At 44.6% G+C, this 16,467-nt stretch carries 17 protein-coding genes; 16 read left to right on the plus strand and 1 reads right to left on the minus strand.

Annotated elements, in window-relative coordinates; genetic code table 11:
- The first annotated feature begins 3 nt into the window (after positions 1-3).
- From cpaB to L1D37_RS09405, 13 genes are all read left to right on the plus strand, one after another.
- A complete protein-coding gene (cpaB, locus tag L1D37_RS09345) occupies positions 4-828 on the plus strand; it encodes a Flp pilus assembly protein CpaB (protein ID WP_239847715.1) in 825 nt (274 codons plus the stop codon).
- Positions 828-2,198 (plus strand): pilus assembly protein N-terminal domain-containing protein, encoded by a 1,371-nt coding sequence (locus L1D37_RS09350; protein ID WP_239847716.1) that lies wholly within the window; start codon positions 828-830, stop codon positions 2,196-2,198. Before cpaB ends, L1D37_RS09350 begins: the two co-directional genes overlap by 1 nt.
- Complete coding sequence (locus tag L1D37_RS09355) at positions 2,195-2,674, plus strand: hypothetical protein (protein WP_239847717.1); 480 nt, start codon at positions 2,195-2,197, stop codon at positions 2,672-2,674. Before L1D37_RS09350 ends, L1D37_RS09355 begins: the two co-directional genes overlap by 4 nt.
- A complete protein-coding gene (locus L1D37_RS09360; RefSeq protein ID WP_176681345.1) occupies positions 2,674-3,915 on the plus strand; it encodes a chromosome partitioning protein ParA in 1,242 nt (413 codons plus the stop codon). Before L1D37_RS09355 ends, L1D37_RS09360 begins: the two co-directional genes overlap by 1 nt.
- On the plus strand, positions 3,912-5,183 hold the full coding sequence (locus tag L1D37_RS09365; protein ID WP_123487204.1) for a CpaF family protein: 1,272 nt from the start codon (positions 3,912-3,914) through the stop codon (positions 5,181-5,183). Before L1D37_RS09360 ends, L1D37_RS09365 begins: the two co-directional genes overlap by 4 nt.
- A 1-nt stretch (position 5,184) precedes the next feature.
- Complete coding sequence (locus tag L1D37_RS09370; RefSeq protein ID WP_239847718.1) at positions 5,185-6,087, plus strand: type II secretion system F family protein; 903 nt, start codon at positions 5,185-5,187, stop codon at positions 6,085-6,087.
- The gene (locus L1D37_RS09375; protein WP_176681342.1) at positions 6,084-6,926 is read left to right on the plus strand and encodes a type II secretion system F family protein; all 843 of its coding nucleotides are present in this window, start codon (positions 6,084-6,086) and stop codon (positions 6,924-6,926) included. The genes L1D37_RS09370 and L1D37_RS09375 overlap by 4 nt, the downstream gene beginning before the upstream one ends.
- Positions 6,927-6,938: 12 nt before the next feature.
- Positions 6,939-7,676: a tetratricopeptide repeat protein gene (locus L1D37_RS09380; protein ID WP_239847719.1), complete on the plus strand. Its 738-nt coding sequence runs from the start codon at positions 6,939-6,941 to the stop codon at positions 7,674-7,676.
- Positions 7,663-8,145, plus strand: coding sequence for a TadE family protein (locus tag L1D37_RS09385; RefSeq protein ID WP_239847720.1), 483 nt, complete (start codon positions 7,663-7,665; stop codon positions 8,143-8,145). Before L1D37_RS09380 ends, L1D37_RS09385 begins: the two co-directional genes overlap by 14 nt.
- Positions 8,135-8,692 carry a tight adherence pilus pseudopilin TadF gene (gene tadF, locus L1D37_RS09390; protein WP_239847819.1) on the plus strand — a complete coding sequence of 186 codons (558 nt, stop codon included), beginning with the start codon at positions 8,135-8,137 and terminating at the stop codon, positions 8,690-8,692. Before L1D37_RS09385 ends, tadF begins: the two co-directional genes overlap by 11 nt.
- A gap of 10 nt (positions 8,693-8,702) precedes the next feature.
- Positions 8,703-10,259 (plus strand): TadE/TadG family type IV pilus assembly protein, encoded by a 1,557-nt coding sequence (locus L1D37_RS09395; RefSeq protein WP_239847820.1) that lies wholly within the window; start codon positions 8,703-8,705, stop codon positions 10,257-10,259.
- Between the two features lie 8 nt (positions 10,260-10,267).
- Positions 10,268-10,906, plus strand: a complete 639-nt coding sequence (locus tag L1D37_RS09400; protein ID WP_239847721.1) for an OmpA family protein — start codon at positions 10,268-10,270, stop codon at positions 10,904-10,906.
- Between the two features lie 151 nt (positions 10,907-11,057).
- Positions 11,058-11,999: a sensor domain-containing diguanylate cyclase gene (locus L1D37_RS09405; protein WP_239847722.1), complete on the plus strand. Its 942-nt coding sequence runs from the start codon at positions 11,058-11,060 to the stop codon at positions 11,997-11,999.
- 71 nt (positions 12,000-12,070) lie between these two features.
- Here the strand turns inward: L1D37_RS09405 and L1D37_RS09410 are convergent, their stop codons facing one another.
- On the minus strand, positions 12,071-13,330 hold the full coding sequence (locus L1D37_RS09410; protein WP_239847723.1) for an adenylosuccinate synthase: 1,260 nt from the start codon (positions 13,328-13,330) through the stop codon (positions 12,071-12,073).
- Positions 13,331-13,543: 213 nt separating this feature from the next.
- Between L1D37_RS09410 and L1D37_RS09415 the strand changes: the two genes are divergently transcribed.
- The 3 genes from L1D37_RS09415 to L1D37_RS09425 all read left to right on the plus strand — a co-directional run bounded on the left by L1D37_RS09415 (position 13,544) and on the right by L1D37_RS09425 (position 16,110).
- Positions 13,544-14,455, plus strand: a complete 912-nt coding sequence (locus L1D37_RS09415; protein ID WP_239847724.1) for a LysR family transcriptional regulator — start codon at positions 13,544-13,546, stop codon at positions 14,453-14,455.
- Positions 14,456-14,732: 277 nt separating this feature from the next.
- Entirely contained in the window at positions 14,733-15,716 is a 984-nt protein-coding gene (gene dmeF / locus L1D37_RS09420; RefSeq protein ID WP_239847725.1) for a CDF family Co(II)/Ni(II) efflux transporter DmeF, read from the plus strand.
- Positions 15,694-16,110, plus strand: coding sequence for a MarR family transcriptional regulator (locus L1D37_RS09425; RefSeq protein ID WP_102433445.1), 417 nt, complete (start codon positions 15,694-15,696; stop codon positions 16,108-16,110). Before dmeF ends, L1D37_RS09425 begins: the two co-directional genes overlap by 23 nt.
- The last annotated feature ends 357 nt before the right edge of the window (positions 16,111-16,467 follow it).

Raw genomic sequence — 16,467 nt, forward strand, 5'->3', positions numbered from 1 at the left:
ATTATGAGATCCCGACTGGTATTACTTGTGGCCATTGCTGCCTTAATCGTGGGTGCACTAGGCGTTATCGACCTATTCAAAAGTGAGCCGCAACCGAAAGTAGCGGCTGAAACAGTTGTTGAAAAAAATGAAGAACATGTTGCCGTTTGGATGACTACCAAAGCCTATGAAAAAGGGCGTGCAATCGATGCACAAGGTGTCGTTAAACAACAACTTCCTTTAAGTGAAGCTTTAACGCTGGGTGTTAGAGAAGACGCTCAAATCAGCTTTGCTCCTTCCACTTTGTTAAATCGCGACCTTAACGCCAGTGAGGTGGTACTGCCTGAATATCAAGTAACACCAGGTCAGTCTGGATATGTTGATCTCTTGATAACAGAAGGCATGACGTTATACCCACTTAAAGTCAGTGACAAAAACCTAATCAACGATTACATCCGACCAGGTTCGCACATCGATATTCTCACAGTGAGTTCTCCTAATGCCAACTTGGCTGGAAATATCGATAAGCCGAAGCGCTTTCGAGGAGTGAAGGCCTCGATGTTTCTTAAAAATGTCAAAGTTCTCAACATCGGAAATGACGAAACTGGCGACAGTTCAATTACCGCTCGAGCACCGAGCAAAGAGGACGGTCTGACTACGGTGGTCATCGAAGTTAAGCCTGATGAATTACCAAAACTCGCGCTAGCACAACGCACAATGCATATAGAAATTTATCGAAGCCAAACCTATACGCAACCTGAGGTCGCGGAGGTACGCAACATTATCGATAACTATACCGGCATTGCTGAGCTACGTGGTAATGAGAACAACTCTAGAGAGGCTTTGTAATGATGCTCCATCATCGAATCAAGAAAGCACTGCGTGTTTCCATCTTAGCAGCGTTGATTGGCTTACTTTCTATAACAAACACTTTTGCCGCCGATCGTTCCATCACGCTCAACGATGGACAACACATCAAATTCAAAAGCCCGATTGGCCAAGTGTTCATTAATAACCCTGATATCGTTGATTACAAAGTGATTAACGACAACACCTTGGTCGTCTTCGCTAATAGCATTGGGCAATCACGTCTGATTGTCTATGGAATTGACGACGAGGTATTGCTTTCTGATCGCATTATTGTTGATTTGGATCTGACGGATATTAGACGCCAACTTAAATTCCATTTCCCTGACGCGAAAGTCAAGGTTCAGTCTGTAGGAGAGCAAGTCGCCGTCAGTGGCCTTGTTGATTCTGAAGCGACTCGTGACGACATCTATCGTTTAGTAGCAACTCTATTGGGACGCGAAAAAACCGAGAAATGGGACAAAACTCAGAAGCTAGAGTTTAAATCTGATAGCTCAAATTACGAAGAACCCGAAAGCATGGTATTTGCCCGCAATATGACGTGGGAAGGGATCATCGAACGCATTGAAGTCGCGACTACCCAGCAGGTGAACGTCAAAATATCGGTGGCTCAGGTAACGGAATCGTTTGGACAAACCGTTGGGGTTGATTGGAGTTCAGTAGGTTCAAGTGTTGGTGAGTTTGTTTTCGACCAGTTCGATGCGGCAAACCTAAGCACGTTAATTACAGCGTTAGGCAATGATCAGATTGCAGAGGTATTAGCCGAGCCTAACTTGACTGTGTTATCCGGTGAGTCGGCAAGCTTTCTCGTTGGTGGCGAAGTGCCCGTTATCGTATCTACCAGCAGCAACGTCAACATTTCATTCAAAGAATTCGGCATCAAACTCGATCTGACTGCAAAAGTGCTTAGCCAGGACAAAATCCGAATGCAGTTAGCACCCGAAGTGAGCGAAGTTGAAGGTTATGTTGAAGCCGCTGGCATCAAAGTTCCGCAACTGGCTTCGCGACGAGCGATGACGACCGTTGAGCTAGCCGATGGCGATAGCTTCGTCCTTGGTGGTTTGATGAGCAGTGCTGATCTAGAAAAAATGCAAAAAATCCCTTTTGTTGGCGACATCCCAGTACTTGGTGCCGCATTCAGAAAAGCAACTACCGAAAGAAAGCGAACCGAGTTAATCATCGTTGCCACGGTGAACCTTGTTGAGCCGATCAAGCCTAAAGACATCCAACTGCCTTACATCAAAAAGACCTCTACATTGGCGCGTTGGCTTAACGTCGAATGGGATGGTAAGTCGGTGACGTCATCTGATGCAACGATTCGCCTGTTGTCGCAAGGAGGGTTTATCCAATGAAGAAATTATTATTGATGGCGTTATTTACCACGTCACTTTTCGGCTGCGCCTCTGAGCAATACTTTGTCGGACAGGGTTCCGAAGCCTTGGTGTACAAAGAGCACCACAGTTTTGAGTTTGCGATGAAAAACCGCGCTGAAACGTCCAAACAGATTACTGCTTTGATTCAAGATATTGAGTCGATGGACAAAGAAGCGACCTATGTTGTGGATTACAAATCACCCCGCAGCAAACAGATGTTGCAGGCGATCTTCGAACAATATCCTTCACACCTTATTGCACCACAAAGAGTGACGTATCGAAACGCTCAATTGTTGCCTAGCGATCTAAATATTCAGGTGACGTTAACGCGTTTGAAGACTCAAGAATGCAAACCCGCGCAGATTCATGTGCGGTTAAGGCAGCAAGATTGTTTTGTTGAATCGATGCGTTTGAAGCAAGTGGCTTACAAGTCTCGTTTGGTAGGAGAACAATAATGTTTGATCTGACGAAAGCGTTAACAACCAAAGCCAAGCCAGTTCAGACCGGAACTACTGGGGTTGCAGGATGTACATTGTTCTATCAATCTCAAGAGTGTTTAGACCTTGTTCAAGAAGTCTTTCGATTTGAAGGATGGAATGATCCTGCTTGTGTTAAAGCCAAAGCGGGTTTGACCAAACTCACAGAGCAACAAAGCAGTCATATTGTGATTCTAGAGCTAAACGAATCAACCAATGTGGTTGAAGATGCTAAATCCTTCGCTAGCAAACTGCCCACACACAAAGGGGTAGTCGTGATTGGCAAAGAGGACGCCATTTCTACGCTACGTTCGCTCAAAGACATGGGTTTTTACTACGTTTTCTGGCCGGTCAATAAGCAGGAATTTGCGGATTTCTTAACTCACGTGAGCAAGAACCTGAAGACTTTCTCTGGCGTGAGCCAAAAACGAAAAGCTAAGCGAGTTGCGATTGTGGGTTCAAAAGGTGGCGTAGGCGCATCATTTCTAGCAACCGAGGTGAGCTCACTGCTATCGACACAAGGTTCAGACACGATTCTCGTCGACCATCAATATGCCGATACCAATATTGACGTTTTGTTGGGGCTCAAAGACTTTAAGCCACGAACCATTGATGAGTTCACTGCACCATTGCATGAAATGGATGAAGAAGGGGCGTTGAGCTATCTATTCAACGCACGTAAAAATTTACGTCTGTTGGCTATCGATGGTGACATGAGCCAAAACGATGTTTTGAATTACAACCAAACGTTGTGTGAGTTATTGGCGCGAAACACCAACTTCATTATTGAAGATTTTTCCGGTGGTGTGGATTTCAAAGTTGAACCTCAACTCTTGGTAGAAAACTTCGATGTTGTAGTTTTGGTGTTGGATGCATCGGTGTCATCCGTTAGAAGTGCGAAGAGACTGTTCGAAAAGATCTCTAGCTTACAGCTTACGTTATCCTCTCGCACGCGCGTGATCACTGTGGTGAATTATCACCGCCCGGAAAATGCTTACGTGTTACAAAAGCCCGACCTTACTAAGTATTTGGGCGCCAATGTCGATCTAGAAGTGGATTACTGCAAAGCGTTAGCGCACATCATTATTGATGGTAAACGCGGGCACAAGCATGACCGTCACATCAGTCGTTCTATGGAGCAACTGGTGAAGCTGATCAATGGTCAACCTATGGATCAGAAGGGCATGAATTCTTGGCTGAAAAAGGTGCGTGCTAAATGAGTTCTAATAAAGACTTATACCTCGCGTTTCGTGGTCAGATATTTGAAGCCCTAGACGCAGAAGCGGTTCAGAAAATGAGCCGTCGAGACCTCGAATCTCAGATACAAGCAGCGGTAGATTTGTTGGCGAACAGCTATCAAAGACCTATCACTTCAATGATGAAGTCGGGATTGGTGAAAAGCCTTATCGATGAACTGTTTGGTTTGGGCCCTTTACAGCCTTTGGTTGAAGACCAGTCTATCTCCGACATCATGGTGAACGGGCCAAACAACATCTTTTTCGAACGACACGGCAAGGTCAAAAAATCCGAAGTTTCGTTTGTGAATGAGGAGCAGCTGCTCGCTATTGCCAAGCGTATTGCATCCCGCGTCGGGAGACGTGTCGATGAACTCTCTCCGACGGTCGATGCCCGATTGGAAGACGGCAGCCGTGTGAATATTGTGATTCCTCCGATTTCATTAGATGGTACGTCGATCTCTATTCGTAAGTTCAGAGAGCAGAACATCGGCTTTGAAGATTTGATTGGCTTCGGTTCGATGTCTCCAGACATGGCAAGAGTGCTGATGATCGCTTCGCGCTGTCGAATTAATGTATTGATCTCTGGCGGTACTGGCTCAGGTAAAACCACGTTGCTCAACGCTTTGTCTCAATACATCGCTGAAGACGAACGTATCGTTACGATTGAAGATGCGGCCGAGCTGCGCCTCCAGCAACCCAACTTAGTTCGCTTGGAAACGCGTACTTCGAGTGTTGAACAGACCGGAGCGGTTACCCAGCGAGAGTTGGTGATCAATGCACTGCGTATGCGTCCAGACCGAATCATTCTGGGTGAGTGCCGTGGCTCTGAAGCGTTCGAAATGCTCCAAGCCATGAATACCGGTCACGATGGCTCAATGTCGACATTGCACGCCAATACACCGCGTGACGCGATTGCCCGTGTTGAATCTATGGTGATGATGGCGAACTTGAATCAGCCTCTAGATGCGATTCGAAGAACGATCGTCAGTGCCGTTCAGATGATTGTTCAGGTTAATAGACTCCGTGATGGGTCTCGTAAGATCACGAGCATCTCTGAAATCGTTGGTTTGGAAGGTGAGAGCGTAGTGATGGAAGAGATCTATCGCTTTCGTTATGACGACGCGCATTACGGGGAAAACGTTAAAGGCGAATTTGTTACTGACGGCATCATGCAACGTTCTGAGTTGGTCAAAAAAGCGCAATTCTTTGGGCTCTATGACGAGCTTATCGCATCGTTTAAGGGGGCATAGCATGCTTTGGGTTTCATTAATCCTGTTTGCGTTTGTGCTGCTTTTGATCCGAGATTCAAAGGTCAAAAATGTTCACCAGTTTTTCAATATTGAAGAAGCGGAAGCGGAAAACTTTAACGCTATCAATGTTAAATCTTTAGTGCGAAAGCAGGGCTGGCAAAAGTTCAAAGACTCCATTTCACCGACATTGATGGTGTTGGGCCCGCGTTCGACGTTATACATCGCGTTATATATTACGGGTAGCCTGATTGCATCGTGGTATATCGTTACCGATCTACTCTCAATCACTAATTCTTGGTTGGTGCTTGGTTCTTCTTTGATGTTTACCTTGTTTGGGTATCGTTTTCTGGTGACCAGAAGACGACGTGATTTTGAAAACACCTTCCCTGATGCGCTGAATATTCTGATGAGTGCGGTTACTGCGGGTGACAGCTTAATGCAAGCCATCAGTTATGTTGGCGATGTGATGCACAACCCGATAGGTCGTGAGTTCAAGCTAATGGGAGAGCGACTGAAGCTCGGTGAGTCTCCAGAAGTGGTTCTTCAGCGATCGTGCAAAAACTACCCGTACCCAGAGTTTCTATTCTTTACCGTGACAATCAGGGCGAATATAGCAAGAGGTGGCCAACTCAAAGGCGTGTTAGCTCGTCTGATTAGGGTTTTGGTCGACTCTCGAACACTCGAAAAAAAGAAGATGGCAATGACGTCGGAGGCACGTATTTCCGCCAAAATCGTTGCAGCTATTCCTTTGATTTTTATGATTATTCTCAACTACGTTAATCCCGCTAATGTGGATTTTGTTCTCTATGACCCAGAGGGAAGAATCATATTGTTTTACGTGCTTGGGAGTGAGCTCTTTGGTTTGTTCATTGTTTGGTTATTAGTAAGAGGAGTGCGCGCATGATGTTACTGGCTTCCCTTATTGTGCTGTTCTTTTCGTTACTCTTTCTAATTGTCGACTCGATTCGTAAAGAGCAACGACATAAGAAAGTTGCACTCTACATTGGAGACGATGCTGTTCGCGCACCTTCGCGTGTAAACCGCTTTTTTGTTCGTTTTGGTAAAGAACATCGACACGAGCTCGAGCAAAAGATGATAGAGGCCGGCTATTACAACACCGAGTGGGCTAAGTTCTATTTCCCAGCCAAGTTATTGGTATTGGCGTTGATTTCAGGGTTGGTGCTATTGGGGGATATGACATCGACCAACAAGCTGCTCGTGGTTATTTTCTCGTTGATCGCCGTCATCGTAGTGCCAGACACCTTGCTACAAATGCGACGCAAGATGTTGATAAGCAGAACCTCAGCTCAACTGCCGTATTTGCTCGACATGATGTCGGTATGTGTTCAAACCGGTATGACGATTGAAGCGGCGCTAGTCTATTTGGGCAAAGAGTTAGCGGAATTTGATTCCGACCTTTGTTACCAGATTAAGCGCACATCCGACTCTGCGAAAATACACGGTCTAGAAAAGGCGCTTAACGATTTGAGTGAACGTATTCCGACGCCACCCGTTCGTAGCTTTGTACTGACCATCATTCAAAACTTGCAATACGGCACATCCGTGGCACACGTGTTGAGTGATCTCGCAGAAGATATGCGAAAAGTCCAGATTCTTACGGTCGAGGAAAAGGTGGGTAAGCTCTCTGCGAAGATGAGTGTGCCTTTGATCCTCTTCATCATGTTCCCGATCGTTATCCTGATTCTCGCGCCGAGCATCATGCAAATGACATTGAGCATCTAGGGAGAATTGCGAATGATTGGAAAACGTATCGGCTTCATTTTACTCACGCTGAGTGTGTTGGCGGGCTGCCAATCGGCACCGTCACAACAAGACTTACAGCTTGGCGACGTCACGAGCATGGAAAAAGTAAAGAACTATGACGGCCTCATTAGTTATTATAAATCCCAGCTAGAACAAGGCTCCGAAGATCCAGAGGTGAAAGAGAATCTAGCATGGGCATACTTCCATAAAGGGGATATCGAGTCGGCAGACTTTTATGTTCAACACCTGCAAAAAGAGGGGGTCGAAAATCCCAACTTGTACCAATTAGAAGGCCAAGTGTTTGATGCAAAAAATGACATTGGGAGTGCCATTTCTGCTTACTTAGCCTCTATCGATGCTGGAAACAGAACAGGGCAAATTCACGTCTTACTCGGTGTGTCTTACACCAAAGTTGGGAAATACGATGAAGCACAGAAAGAGCTCAACCAAGCTCGTTTACGCGGTTATGACGATGTTGTTGTTAAGAACAATATCGCAATGATTCAAATGGCCAATGGTGAGTATCAACAAGCGATTCAAACACTAGCTCCGGTTTTAAAAGAAGACCCAGCAAATAAAACCGTTAAAGCTAATCTGGCTATTGCTCTGATGAAAACTCAGCAAATCGACTCGGCCAAAAAGCTGCTCAAAGGCGATTTCTCAGCAGAAGAGATCCAGAACATCGCTGCTGAACTAACTCAATTAGGAGTTAATGATGAAGCGTCTTAACAAGCAGAAAGGCGTTACGGCGATTGAGTTTGTATTAGGTGCGCTTGTGCTGTTTTTTGCCACCTTCGCGATCTTCGAATCAAGTTATCAAATCTACGTTGTGAACATGACCGAGTATTCGCTGAGAGAAACCATCAGGAATACCAAAATCTATGAAGGTAAAGGGATCAATGAACAGTACGAGAATAAGTTTAGGACGTTAATTGAAGACGATAACAACCTATGGAGTTTCTTAATTGATAGCTCTCGTTTCTCTATTGCAGGTCAGTATTTCAAAACCTATGACGATTTTATCGCGAACAGGGGGCACTCAGATCAAGGCTTGAACTTCAATTACGACTTAGCCGAGATCACCGTGACCTACCGTTATACCCCAGTTATTAAGTTGACCGGTGCCGCAGATAGAGATATTTCACGCACCATGGTTTTGAACCTAGAACACGAGGGGTGGGAAGATGATGCGCCGTAATCAGGGGCTGTTTTCGAAACGTCGCCAACAAGGCTCTTACACCATTGAGTTGGTTTTTATCCTTGTGGCTTTGTGGGGCGTTTACCTGTTTGCTGCAGATCTGAGTTATCAGTTGCTCGTGCGTGCCAAGCTCGATCGATCCAGCTTTGCTTTGGTGAATGTCATTAAAGAGCGCACTCGTTACTTTGAAGCCGACGTGCTGGCAGGACAAAACCTACCCGTAACCAATGCAGAGTTAGAAGACATGGCGAAAGTGGCAAGTCGAATGCTTAATACACCAGTAGATAATGTGGCCATCAAGATAGAGTCATTGATCAATAAAACGACTGTCGCTGAATTCTCAACCAGCAAGTACCGAAGCTTAAATTGCCAAACCGATTCGATTCTGGATCATGCAGATTTGGCGCCTGTAGAAAAGGGAGTCGTGTATCCGTTGTACCGCATCAGTCTTTGTGAAGAAGAAAGCTCTTGGTTCAAACCCTTCTTCAACGGTGGCACCAGTACCACGGTTAAGATTGGCTCGTCTTCAATAATGCCAGGGAGATAGTGAAATGAAAATGCAGTATGGGCGTCAAATCAATCGTCAACATATCAGTCTCCAAAGACAACAAGGGGTTGCTGCGGTGTGGATGGGCTTATTGCTTGTTCCAATCATGGGCATGACCTTTTGGGCGGTTGAAGGCACACGTTATGTGCAAGAGACCAGTCGACTACGAGATTCCGCAGAGGCGGCAGCCATAGCAGTGACTATTGAAGATCAACCGGATCAGGCTCGCACTCTTGCGACCAAATATGTCGAAAACTATGTGCGTGATATCAAATCAACCAACCTTTCTGCAGACCGTTTTCACCAAGCGGAAGACGAAGGCGCTGGCGTTCTTGAATACATCCAATACACAGTGAATGCCAAGACGACACACGACTCTTGGTTTGCGAGCAGCTTTATTCCGTCTTTTGATGAGCAGCAAGACTTAGCGGGACGCTCCCTAGCGAGAAAGTATCCCGTTTACCTTGGCGATAACAACATCGATATTGTTTTTGTGTCGGACTTTTCCGGTTCAATGAACGAAAGGTGGGGTTCAAGTAGACATATAAAAATCGACGATCTGAAAACGGCCATCGATGAAATATCCAGCAAAATTCTTTGTACATCGATTGCTCAAGAGAATGTCGATGGAGAATTGAAAGATGTGTGTGACGAGCCGGGTGAAGATACAACCGGAGACAAGCTGCTTAACCGAGTTGGCTTTGTGCCTTTTAATGTTCGAACGAGGGAAATCGTCTCGGGTAATAAAGCCAACGCGACAAGCCAATTGAGTTACAAAGATAACTATAAAACCAACGTATCACCTTATTCCTACAACGATGTCGACTGGGATTACTGGCGTACGTATTCGGAAAATCAAGTGATCAACTGTGCGAATTGGCAGTCATATTGTTCAAATCCAAAATCGGACAACCGAAAGTATGCTAAACGCATAAAGGATATCATTAATGCAGATCGATACGCCGTTGCTGATGTTTATAACTATGTAGATTTATCGACTTCAGTGTCGACCATGTTTACGGACAAGTCAGGGTTACAGCCTGATTTTTATGGTGTGAGTGGAACAAAGCTATTCAACGCGCATGGTTCTTCCAATTCGTCTCAGTTCTCCAACATTCGCCTATCGAACAACCTTTCTGACTTGAATCCGATTAATTCGATGTGGGCCGACGGGGGAACTGCGGCCTTTCAAGGAATATTGAGAGGATCGCAAATCTTGCATGACGGTGACCCGAACAGCGCCGATCAAGAAGAACAGCAAGCCTACAACAAGAAAATCAAGATGCTGCTCATTTTAAGTGATGGTCAGGAAAGCCCTGATAACGGCATCCTCAGAGGATTAGTCGACAGAGGCATGTGTGACAAAGCAAGAGAAGAGATACCGGGCTTATACATAGGCGTTATTGGTATCGACTTTCGAGCATCCCAACAAAGTGGTTTTCAAGACTGCGTGGAAGACCCAAATGAAGACATCATCGATGTATCTAACCTAAATGAATTGATTGAAAAGATAGAAGAACTCATCCGTAAAGGCTCAAAAACAAGCGGAATCACTAAGTTGTACTAGAGGAAAATATGAAAAAGTTAATGATCAGTTCAATCGTCCTATCGACATTGCAACTTAGTTTCATCGCCCATGCAGAAGAAGGTATCAGTGTTTATTGCGACACCGCATTCAGTGAATATCAGCATAGTGTAAGAGTCGATGATGTCGTGGGCATTGCACAGCACAGACAAGGCTTTCTACAAATAGAGCAGCCGTCTGACAGCAGCGAGTTAAAACAAGCGTTAGCAGGCCAATCCAATTTGGGTATGAGCCAATCAGGTTGTAAGACTTGGATAAGTAACCAAGAGCGTAAAGGGTTGTTGGCTCGCCTCCATTTTGGTTTTGACCAACACAACTTAACGCCAATGGGCAGCAAAGCATTGAGCCAATTAGCAGCTGAATTACAGACTAATGGCAGTTCAATTACTGTAGATGGTCACACAGACAGCACGGGCGCAGAAGGTTACAACCAAGCATTGGGACTTCAAAGAGCGCTAACTACATCGGATGGTTTAATCGCCGATGGTGTCGAGAAAAACCGCCTTGTTATTCGTTCGTTTGGTGAAAGTAAGCCTATAGCTTCCAATGCAACCGTAGAGGGGAGAGCGCAGAATAGACGCTCCGAGATTTGGGCTTCTGAAAACGATAGCGTCAAATTAGAAAAATAAGATGCGCGATTGGGTTTGGTTGTTGCTTAGTGCTTGGTTGTTGCTGAGTGGTAGGTAATAACCGCCCTAAATTATCGTTTAAGAATTTTGTTACAACGCACTCTAATGAATATTCAATCAAGTTTAACTGTCTGACACTAAAGAAATATTAATGCTTTTTGATAAAATCTCTTCTGAAGGGATGGAAAAAAATATCGATATAGATACTTGGGTATCTATATTGGATAACATACGAGACATAATGGACGCGTCTAACGCTGGCATCATTATGATCTCTGATTTGAGTTGCTCTGGTTCTGAAAGTGTTTGGAGCTCCTCGAACATATCGTGCAACCAACATAAGAGCAAAATTAGCCTCTTTTGTGAGTATGTGCATAACGAAAATCGCACTGTCTATTTGAGTGGCCATTCTGATGGTGAATCCACGACTGCAAAGGGAGCGGATGCCTACAAATCTTTTTGCGGAGTCCCTGTAAGGGATGTCGATAGTGAAGTGTTTGCGGTTCTGTTGGTGTTCGATTTAAGCCCAACAACGTATTCGCAAAGCCAAGTTAACTTGATTGAAAACATTTCAACTTTGCTGCGTTCCGAAATCCTACTAAAAGAAGAGAGTCGGATTTTATACAAGAACAGTCATTTTGATATTATGACTACGCTTCTTAATCGAAGAGGCTTTTTCCATGAATTCAACAAAGCAAACATCAGCGATGGTGAGATCGTTTGTTTGTATTTCGACTTGGATAACTTGAAGTATATTAACGATACGTATGGCCACTTCAAAGGCGATGATTATATCTCTGGGTTTGCGTCATGCATTAAAAACAATTCAACGCATAACAGTATATCGGCAAGAGTGGGTGGCGATGAGTTCATTGTCGTCATACATTCAGAAGAGCCGGGTTATGCTTCTGATTTGGTCAGTAACATTCACGCTGAATTTCATGATTTCATTGAAGGTTTTCGCTGTGATGATGCAGTGCCGCTCGGTTTTTCATATGGTTGTGGTATAGCGGATTCTCGAAGTTTCAATATCATTAATCTAATAAAGTCTTCCGATGAGAACATGTACCTCAATAAGAAGAACAAGATTTAGATGTTGGTGACAGGCGTAAAAAAGCCCACTGTATGTGGGCTTTGATGTAGAAGATGTCGTAGCTTTCTATACTAAGCTCGAATGATCATTTGTTCGCGCTCAGGACCTACTGACACCATCACAATTGGCACGCCCATCAACTCTTCGATACGAGTTACGTAATCTTGTGCGGCTTGAGGAAGGCTCTCAAACGTGCGGCAGCCAGTGATGTCTTCGTCCCAGCCTGCCATATCTTCATATACAGGTTTTAGTTCAGCCGTTTGTGGCCAAATTGGGTTTTCTGTGTGCTCACCTGAGTAAGCGGTACAGATCTTAAGTTCAGATAAACCAGACAGGCAATCAATCTTAGTCAGTGCGATTTCAGTCGCGGCTTGCAGGTCAACGCCGTTGCGAGTTGCTACAGCATCAAAGTAGCCCATATCACGCGGGCGACCCGTTGTTGCGCCATATTCGTTAGAGCTTTCGCGGAAGCTGTCTTGCTCTTCCATTGCAGTTACTAGCGTGCCAGTACCCACTGACGAGCTGAATGATTTAGCAACGGCAATAACACGTTCAGGGCGAAGGGCAGGTAAACCACTACCGATACCTGCGTAAGCTGCAGTTACATTAGAAGACGTCGTCCAAGGGTATTCACCGTAGACAAGATCGCGACCTGCGCCTAATTGCGCTTCAAACAGTAGGTTTGCGTCTTGTGATTGCAGTGCTTTAAGTGGTTCAGTCACGTTGCAAATGAACGGGCGCCAAGCTTTAGTCACTTCAAGTAGCCACTCTGTCATTTCAGAAGCGGTCTGAGTGAAATCACATTGAGGGTATAGAGCTCTAAGCTGAGGCATTTTCCAATCAAGCAGGAATTGAATACGCTGCTCTAAAATCTCAGGTTGATTCAACCAACCCACAAGAATGCCTTTCTTCATCACGCGGTCACCGTAAGCTGGTGCAATACCTTGACGTGTTGAACCGTAAGCGCCATCGCCCAAACGTTCTTCTTCAAGTGTATCTTCAAGAGCATGCAAAGGCAGACATAGTGTCGCGCGGTCTGAAATCGCCATCTTAACTTTGATGCCAGCCGCTTGTACTTCTGCAATTTCTTCAGTTAGCGCAGCGGGGCTGATCACCATGCCAGGGCCAAGAACCGCCGTACAATCAGGATTAAAAATACCACTCGGTAGTTGATGCAGTTTGAACGTACCGAAGTCGTTTACTACGGTATGGCCAGCATTGTTTCCGCCTTGAAAGCGAATGCTAGCAGAAGCTTGGTCTGCTAAAAAATCAACGATACGGCCTTTGCCTTCGTCGCCCCAGTTTGCGCCTACAACAACAATAGATGGCATAATTTTTCTCCTGATTGATTGAGAAATCATGTTAGTCCTGCAATAAAAATAAGAGAAATTAATTATCTTTATTATCTTGATAAGGATTCCATATATCCTTAAAGTCTTAACCTACAGCGAGATTCCCTATCATGTTCGTCCCTCACTGCAGGAAATGACGATTTAGGGGGATCCCTCACTTTAGAGGGTGATGTAAATGACAAGAGAGAGGACATGATGCTTGATATCAATTTGTTGAAAACGTTTGTGACGCTCGCGGAGTACAAACATTTCGGGAAAGCGGCGAATGCACTGCACATGACGCAGCCCAATGTGAGCTTGCACTTAAAGCAGTTAGAACAACAAACACGCATTAAGTTGATAGAGCGAAGCCCATTTCAACTGACTCAAGCAGGCGAAAGGCTATTAGAGACAAGCCAAAGAACGTTACTTGAATTGCAAATTTGTCAGGCCGATCTTAATGCACTTAACGACCTTAAAATAGGGACGTTAACCATCGCTGTGAGTGACATCATTTCTCGATTCTTGCTGATTCGTCCGTTCCAAAAATTCAAAGCGCAGTATCCTGGTATCGACCTAACGCTATTGAACACTACGTCATCTCAGGCATCGAGCTTAGTTAAGAATGCTCAGGCAGATCTTGGGTTCGTGATTGCGAAAGAACAGCAAAATGAGTCGCTTTATTTTACCAAACTGCAAGAGCTTTCATGGTGTGCACTTGGCGAAGGGATGGATATCCAAAACGCAAATAATTCGATACAAAGCGAGTCCGAAGGTGAAGGTGCAGAAGCGGAATTGACTTTGATACTCTTGGGTCATGATACGAGAACGCGCGACTTCATCGATGAAGGTTTACCAAGTTTAAACCTGCCTAATCACAGGGTAATGGAAGTAGGGAGTGTCGACGCTCAAATCGACTGGGCAGAAGCGGGATTTGGTGTGGCAATCATTCCTGAATTTGCGATCTCAACCAAGCAGCATCTGAAATCGAAAGTGACACCGTTGACCAATTTCTCTAGCACGAGCCTTGGCTATATTGTGAGGCAGAATCAAGTGTTGTCTAAAGCGACCAAGCAGCTATTAGGTTGGGTGAATGATGAGATTACCCTGTTGCAAAACCAATAATTCCATCTTTCAGTCAGATCTATCTAAGCCCACCTCGTGTGGGCTTTTTTGTGTCGGTAAAGCACCGTTTTTGCTCAGGGCAATAGGCTATAAAAATAACTTAAAGATCTCATCATCCATTCCTTCTGTAAATCAGAGCCTCAAAATTCATCGTTGACAAAGTTTGATTATCAAACTAAATTTTAATTAATTACTTTGATCATCAAACTACTTGTTGATCAAAGTTCTCTTATTAAGAAAGATCGTCTAACTATTAACACGAGCTAAGGATGCTATTTTGAGTTCTCCAACACGTCATCAACACAACTTCTCTTCACACAATCAACAAGGTGAAAAACGCACTTTCTACGTTCTCTTGTTAACTGTCGTCACCATGGTTGTCGAGATTATTGCCGGTACTATTTACGGTTCTATGGCGCTGCTTGCTGATGGCTGGCACATGGGAACGCATGCAGCAGCGTTTGGTATTACCTTGTTCGCATACCGTTACGCCAAGAAGCATGCTGACAGTGAACGTTTCTCTTTCGGTACGGGCAAAGTAAGTGTATTAGGCGGTTACACCAGTGCGATAGCATTGGGTATTGTGGCGTTGTTGATGCTGGTGGAGTCAGTACATCGCTTGTTCAACCCACAGGCTATTCAGTTTAATGAAGCGATTATTGTTGCGTGTATTGGTTTGACAGTGAATGTCGTGAGTATGTTTTTGCTAGGGGATCATCATCATGACCACGGACATGAACACTCTCATTCTGAACATAAGGGACACAGCCACAATCATCAACATGATGGGCATCAAGAACACACCGAGCACAAAGATCACCATCACGATCACAACTTGCGTGCGGCCTACATGCACGTCTTGGCCGATACATTGACTTCTCTGTTGGCGATCGTTGCTCTGCTATTTGGTAAGTTTTACGGTTGGAACTGGTTGGATGCCGCAATGGGTATGGTTGGTGCGGTTGTGATTGCCAAATGGACAATGAACCTCATGAAACAGACAAGTCCAATCTTGCTCGATCAGAATATTGACGATGAGTACCGTAACGGCATAACTGAAGCTTTAGCTCCTTATGCCGCCGTAACCGACTTACACATGTGGAAGGTGAGCGGGCATCACTACTCAGCGGCGATTACTCTTGAATCAAACAGCGATAAAAGCGTCTCTGAATATAAACAAATGCTCGCCAAGTTTGATAAGATTAATCATCTTACTCTCGAAGTGCACTCAAACGGCCATGCAAAATATAGAACAGCTTAATCAAATACTGACTGAGTTCTACGATAAAATGTCTTCGTGGGAGCAATCTGTTGTCAAAGAAACGGGTTACTCCTTAGCGCAAGTACATACCATCGAAGTACTTGGTATGCATGGTGCGTTAAGAATGAAAGAGCTGGCAGAAAAGCTAGGCATCACTACTGGCACACTTACTGTTCAAATTGAGAAGTTGGTTAAGGCGGAGTTGATCGAGCGCCATGAACACCCAACCGATCGTCGTGCGATTGTGGTGGCATTGACCGATGAAGGTCAGAAGATCCACGTTCATCATAACCAGCTTCACTTGAATCTTGTTAATGAGTTAACGCAAGACATAGAAGAAGATGAGAAAGCTGTCTTGTTGAAATGCCTGACTAAGATGGTAAAGGCGTTTTAGTCAGCCTTAGCTTCACACTCTAATTTATTAGCTTCTCACCCTAACTTATTAGCTACAAAGCGATTGACTAAGAAATCCCAAAAATGGATCTGACTCGAATTGAGTAGGTCCATTTTTTTTGCCGTTTACGCTCAACAGTACAATCACCGATCGATGGGTTCACCGTTTAAAAACCAAGTCAAAGCTTCCAATATTGTTCTTCGCTCTTACTTAGATACTGAGCCAAAAAAATGTCATTTATAACTATCCGTCCAATAATTGGTCAAAGTGTTTTAATTCAGAGCCTTACATAGCAGGGCGTTCGGGTATTTACTCTCCGTCAAATAGCTGTCTCTCACTTTTATCATTCAACTAATG

Source organism: Vibrio sp. Isolate33, from assembly GCF_022397895.1.
Lineage (GTDB): Bacteria > Pseudomonadota > Gammaproteobacteria > Enterobacterales > Vibrionaceae > Vibrio > Vibrio pomeroyi.

Bases quoted from the DNA above. Each gene is read 5' to 3' on its own strand.
- L1D37_RS09380 (WP_239847719.1), top strand. From the start codon at position 6,939: ATGATTGGAAAACGTATCGGCTTCATTTTACTCACGCTGAGTGTGTTG.
- L1D37_RS09385 (WP_239847720.1), top strand. From the start codon at position 7,663: ATGAAGCGTCTTAACAAGCAGAAAGGCGTTACGGCGATTGAGTTTGTA.
- L1D37_RS09370 (WP_239847718.1), top strand. From the start codon at position 5,185: ATGCTTTGGGTTTCATTAATCCTGTTTGCGTTTGTGCTGCTTTTGATC.
- tadF (WP_239847819.1), top strand. From the start codon at position 8,135: ATGCGCCGTAATCAGGGGCTGTTTTCGAAACGTCGCCAACAAGGCTCT.
- L1D37_RS09360 (WP_176681345.1), top strand. From the start codon at position 2,674: ATGTTTGATCTGACGAAAGCGTTAACAACCAAAGCCAAGCCAGTTCAG.
- L1D37_RS09415 (WP_239847724.1), top strand. From the start codon at position 13,544: ATGATGCTTGATATCAATTTGTTGAAAACGTTTGTGACGCTCGCGGAG.
- L1D37_RS09375 (WP_176681342.1), top strand. From the start codon at position 6,084: ATGATGTTACTGGCTTCCCTTATTGTGCTGTTCTTTTCGTTACTCTTT.
- cpaB (WP_239847715.1), top strand. From the start codon at position 4: ATGAGATCCCGACTGGTATTACTTGTGGCCATTGCTGCCTTAATCGTG.
- L1D37_RS09405 (WP_239847722.1), top strand. From the start codon at position 11,058: ATGCTTTTTGATAAAATCTCTTCTGAAGGGATGGAAAAAAATATCGAT.
- L1D37_RS09350 (WP_239847716.1), top strand. From the start codon at position 828: ATGATGCTCCATCATCGAATCAAGAAAGCACTGCGTGTTTCCATCTTA.
- L1D37_RS09395 (WP_239847820.1), top strand. From the start codon at position 8,703: ATGCAGTATGGGCGTCAAATCAATCGTCAACATATCAGTCTCCAAAGA.
- L1D37_RS09425 (WP_102433445.1), top strand. From the start codon at position 15,694: ATGCAAAATATAGAACAGCTTAATCAAATACTGACTGAGTTCTACGAT.
- L1D37_RS09365 (WP_123487204.1), top strand. From the start codon at position 3,912: ATGAGTTCTAATAAAGACTTATACCTCGCGTTTCGTGGTCAGATATTT.
- L1D37_RS09400 (WP_239847721.1), top strand. From the start codon at position 10,268: ATGAAAAAGTTAATGATCAGTTCAATCGTCCTATCGACATTGCAACTT.
- L1D37_RS09410 (WP_239847723.1), bottom strand. From the start codon at position 13,330: ATGCCATCTATTGTTGTTGTAGGCGCAAACTGGGGCGACGAAGGCAAA.
- L1D37_RS09355 (WP_239847717.1), top strand. From the start codon at position 2,195: ATGAAGAAATTATTATTGATGGCGTTATTTACCACGTCACTTTTCGGC.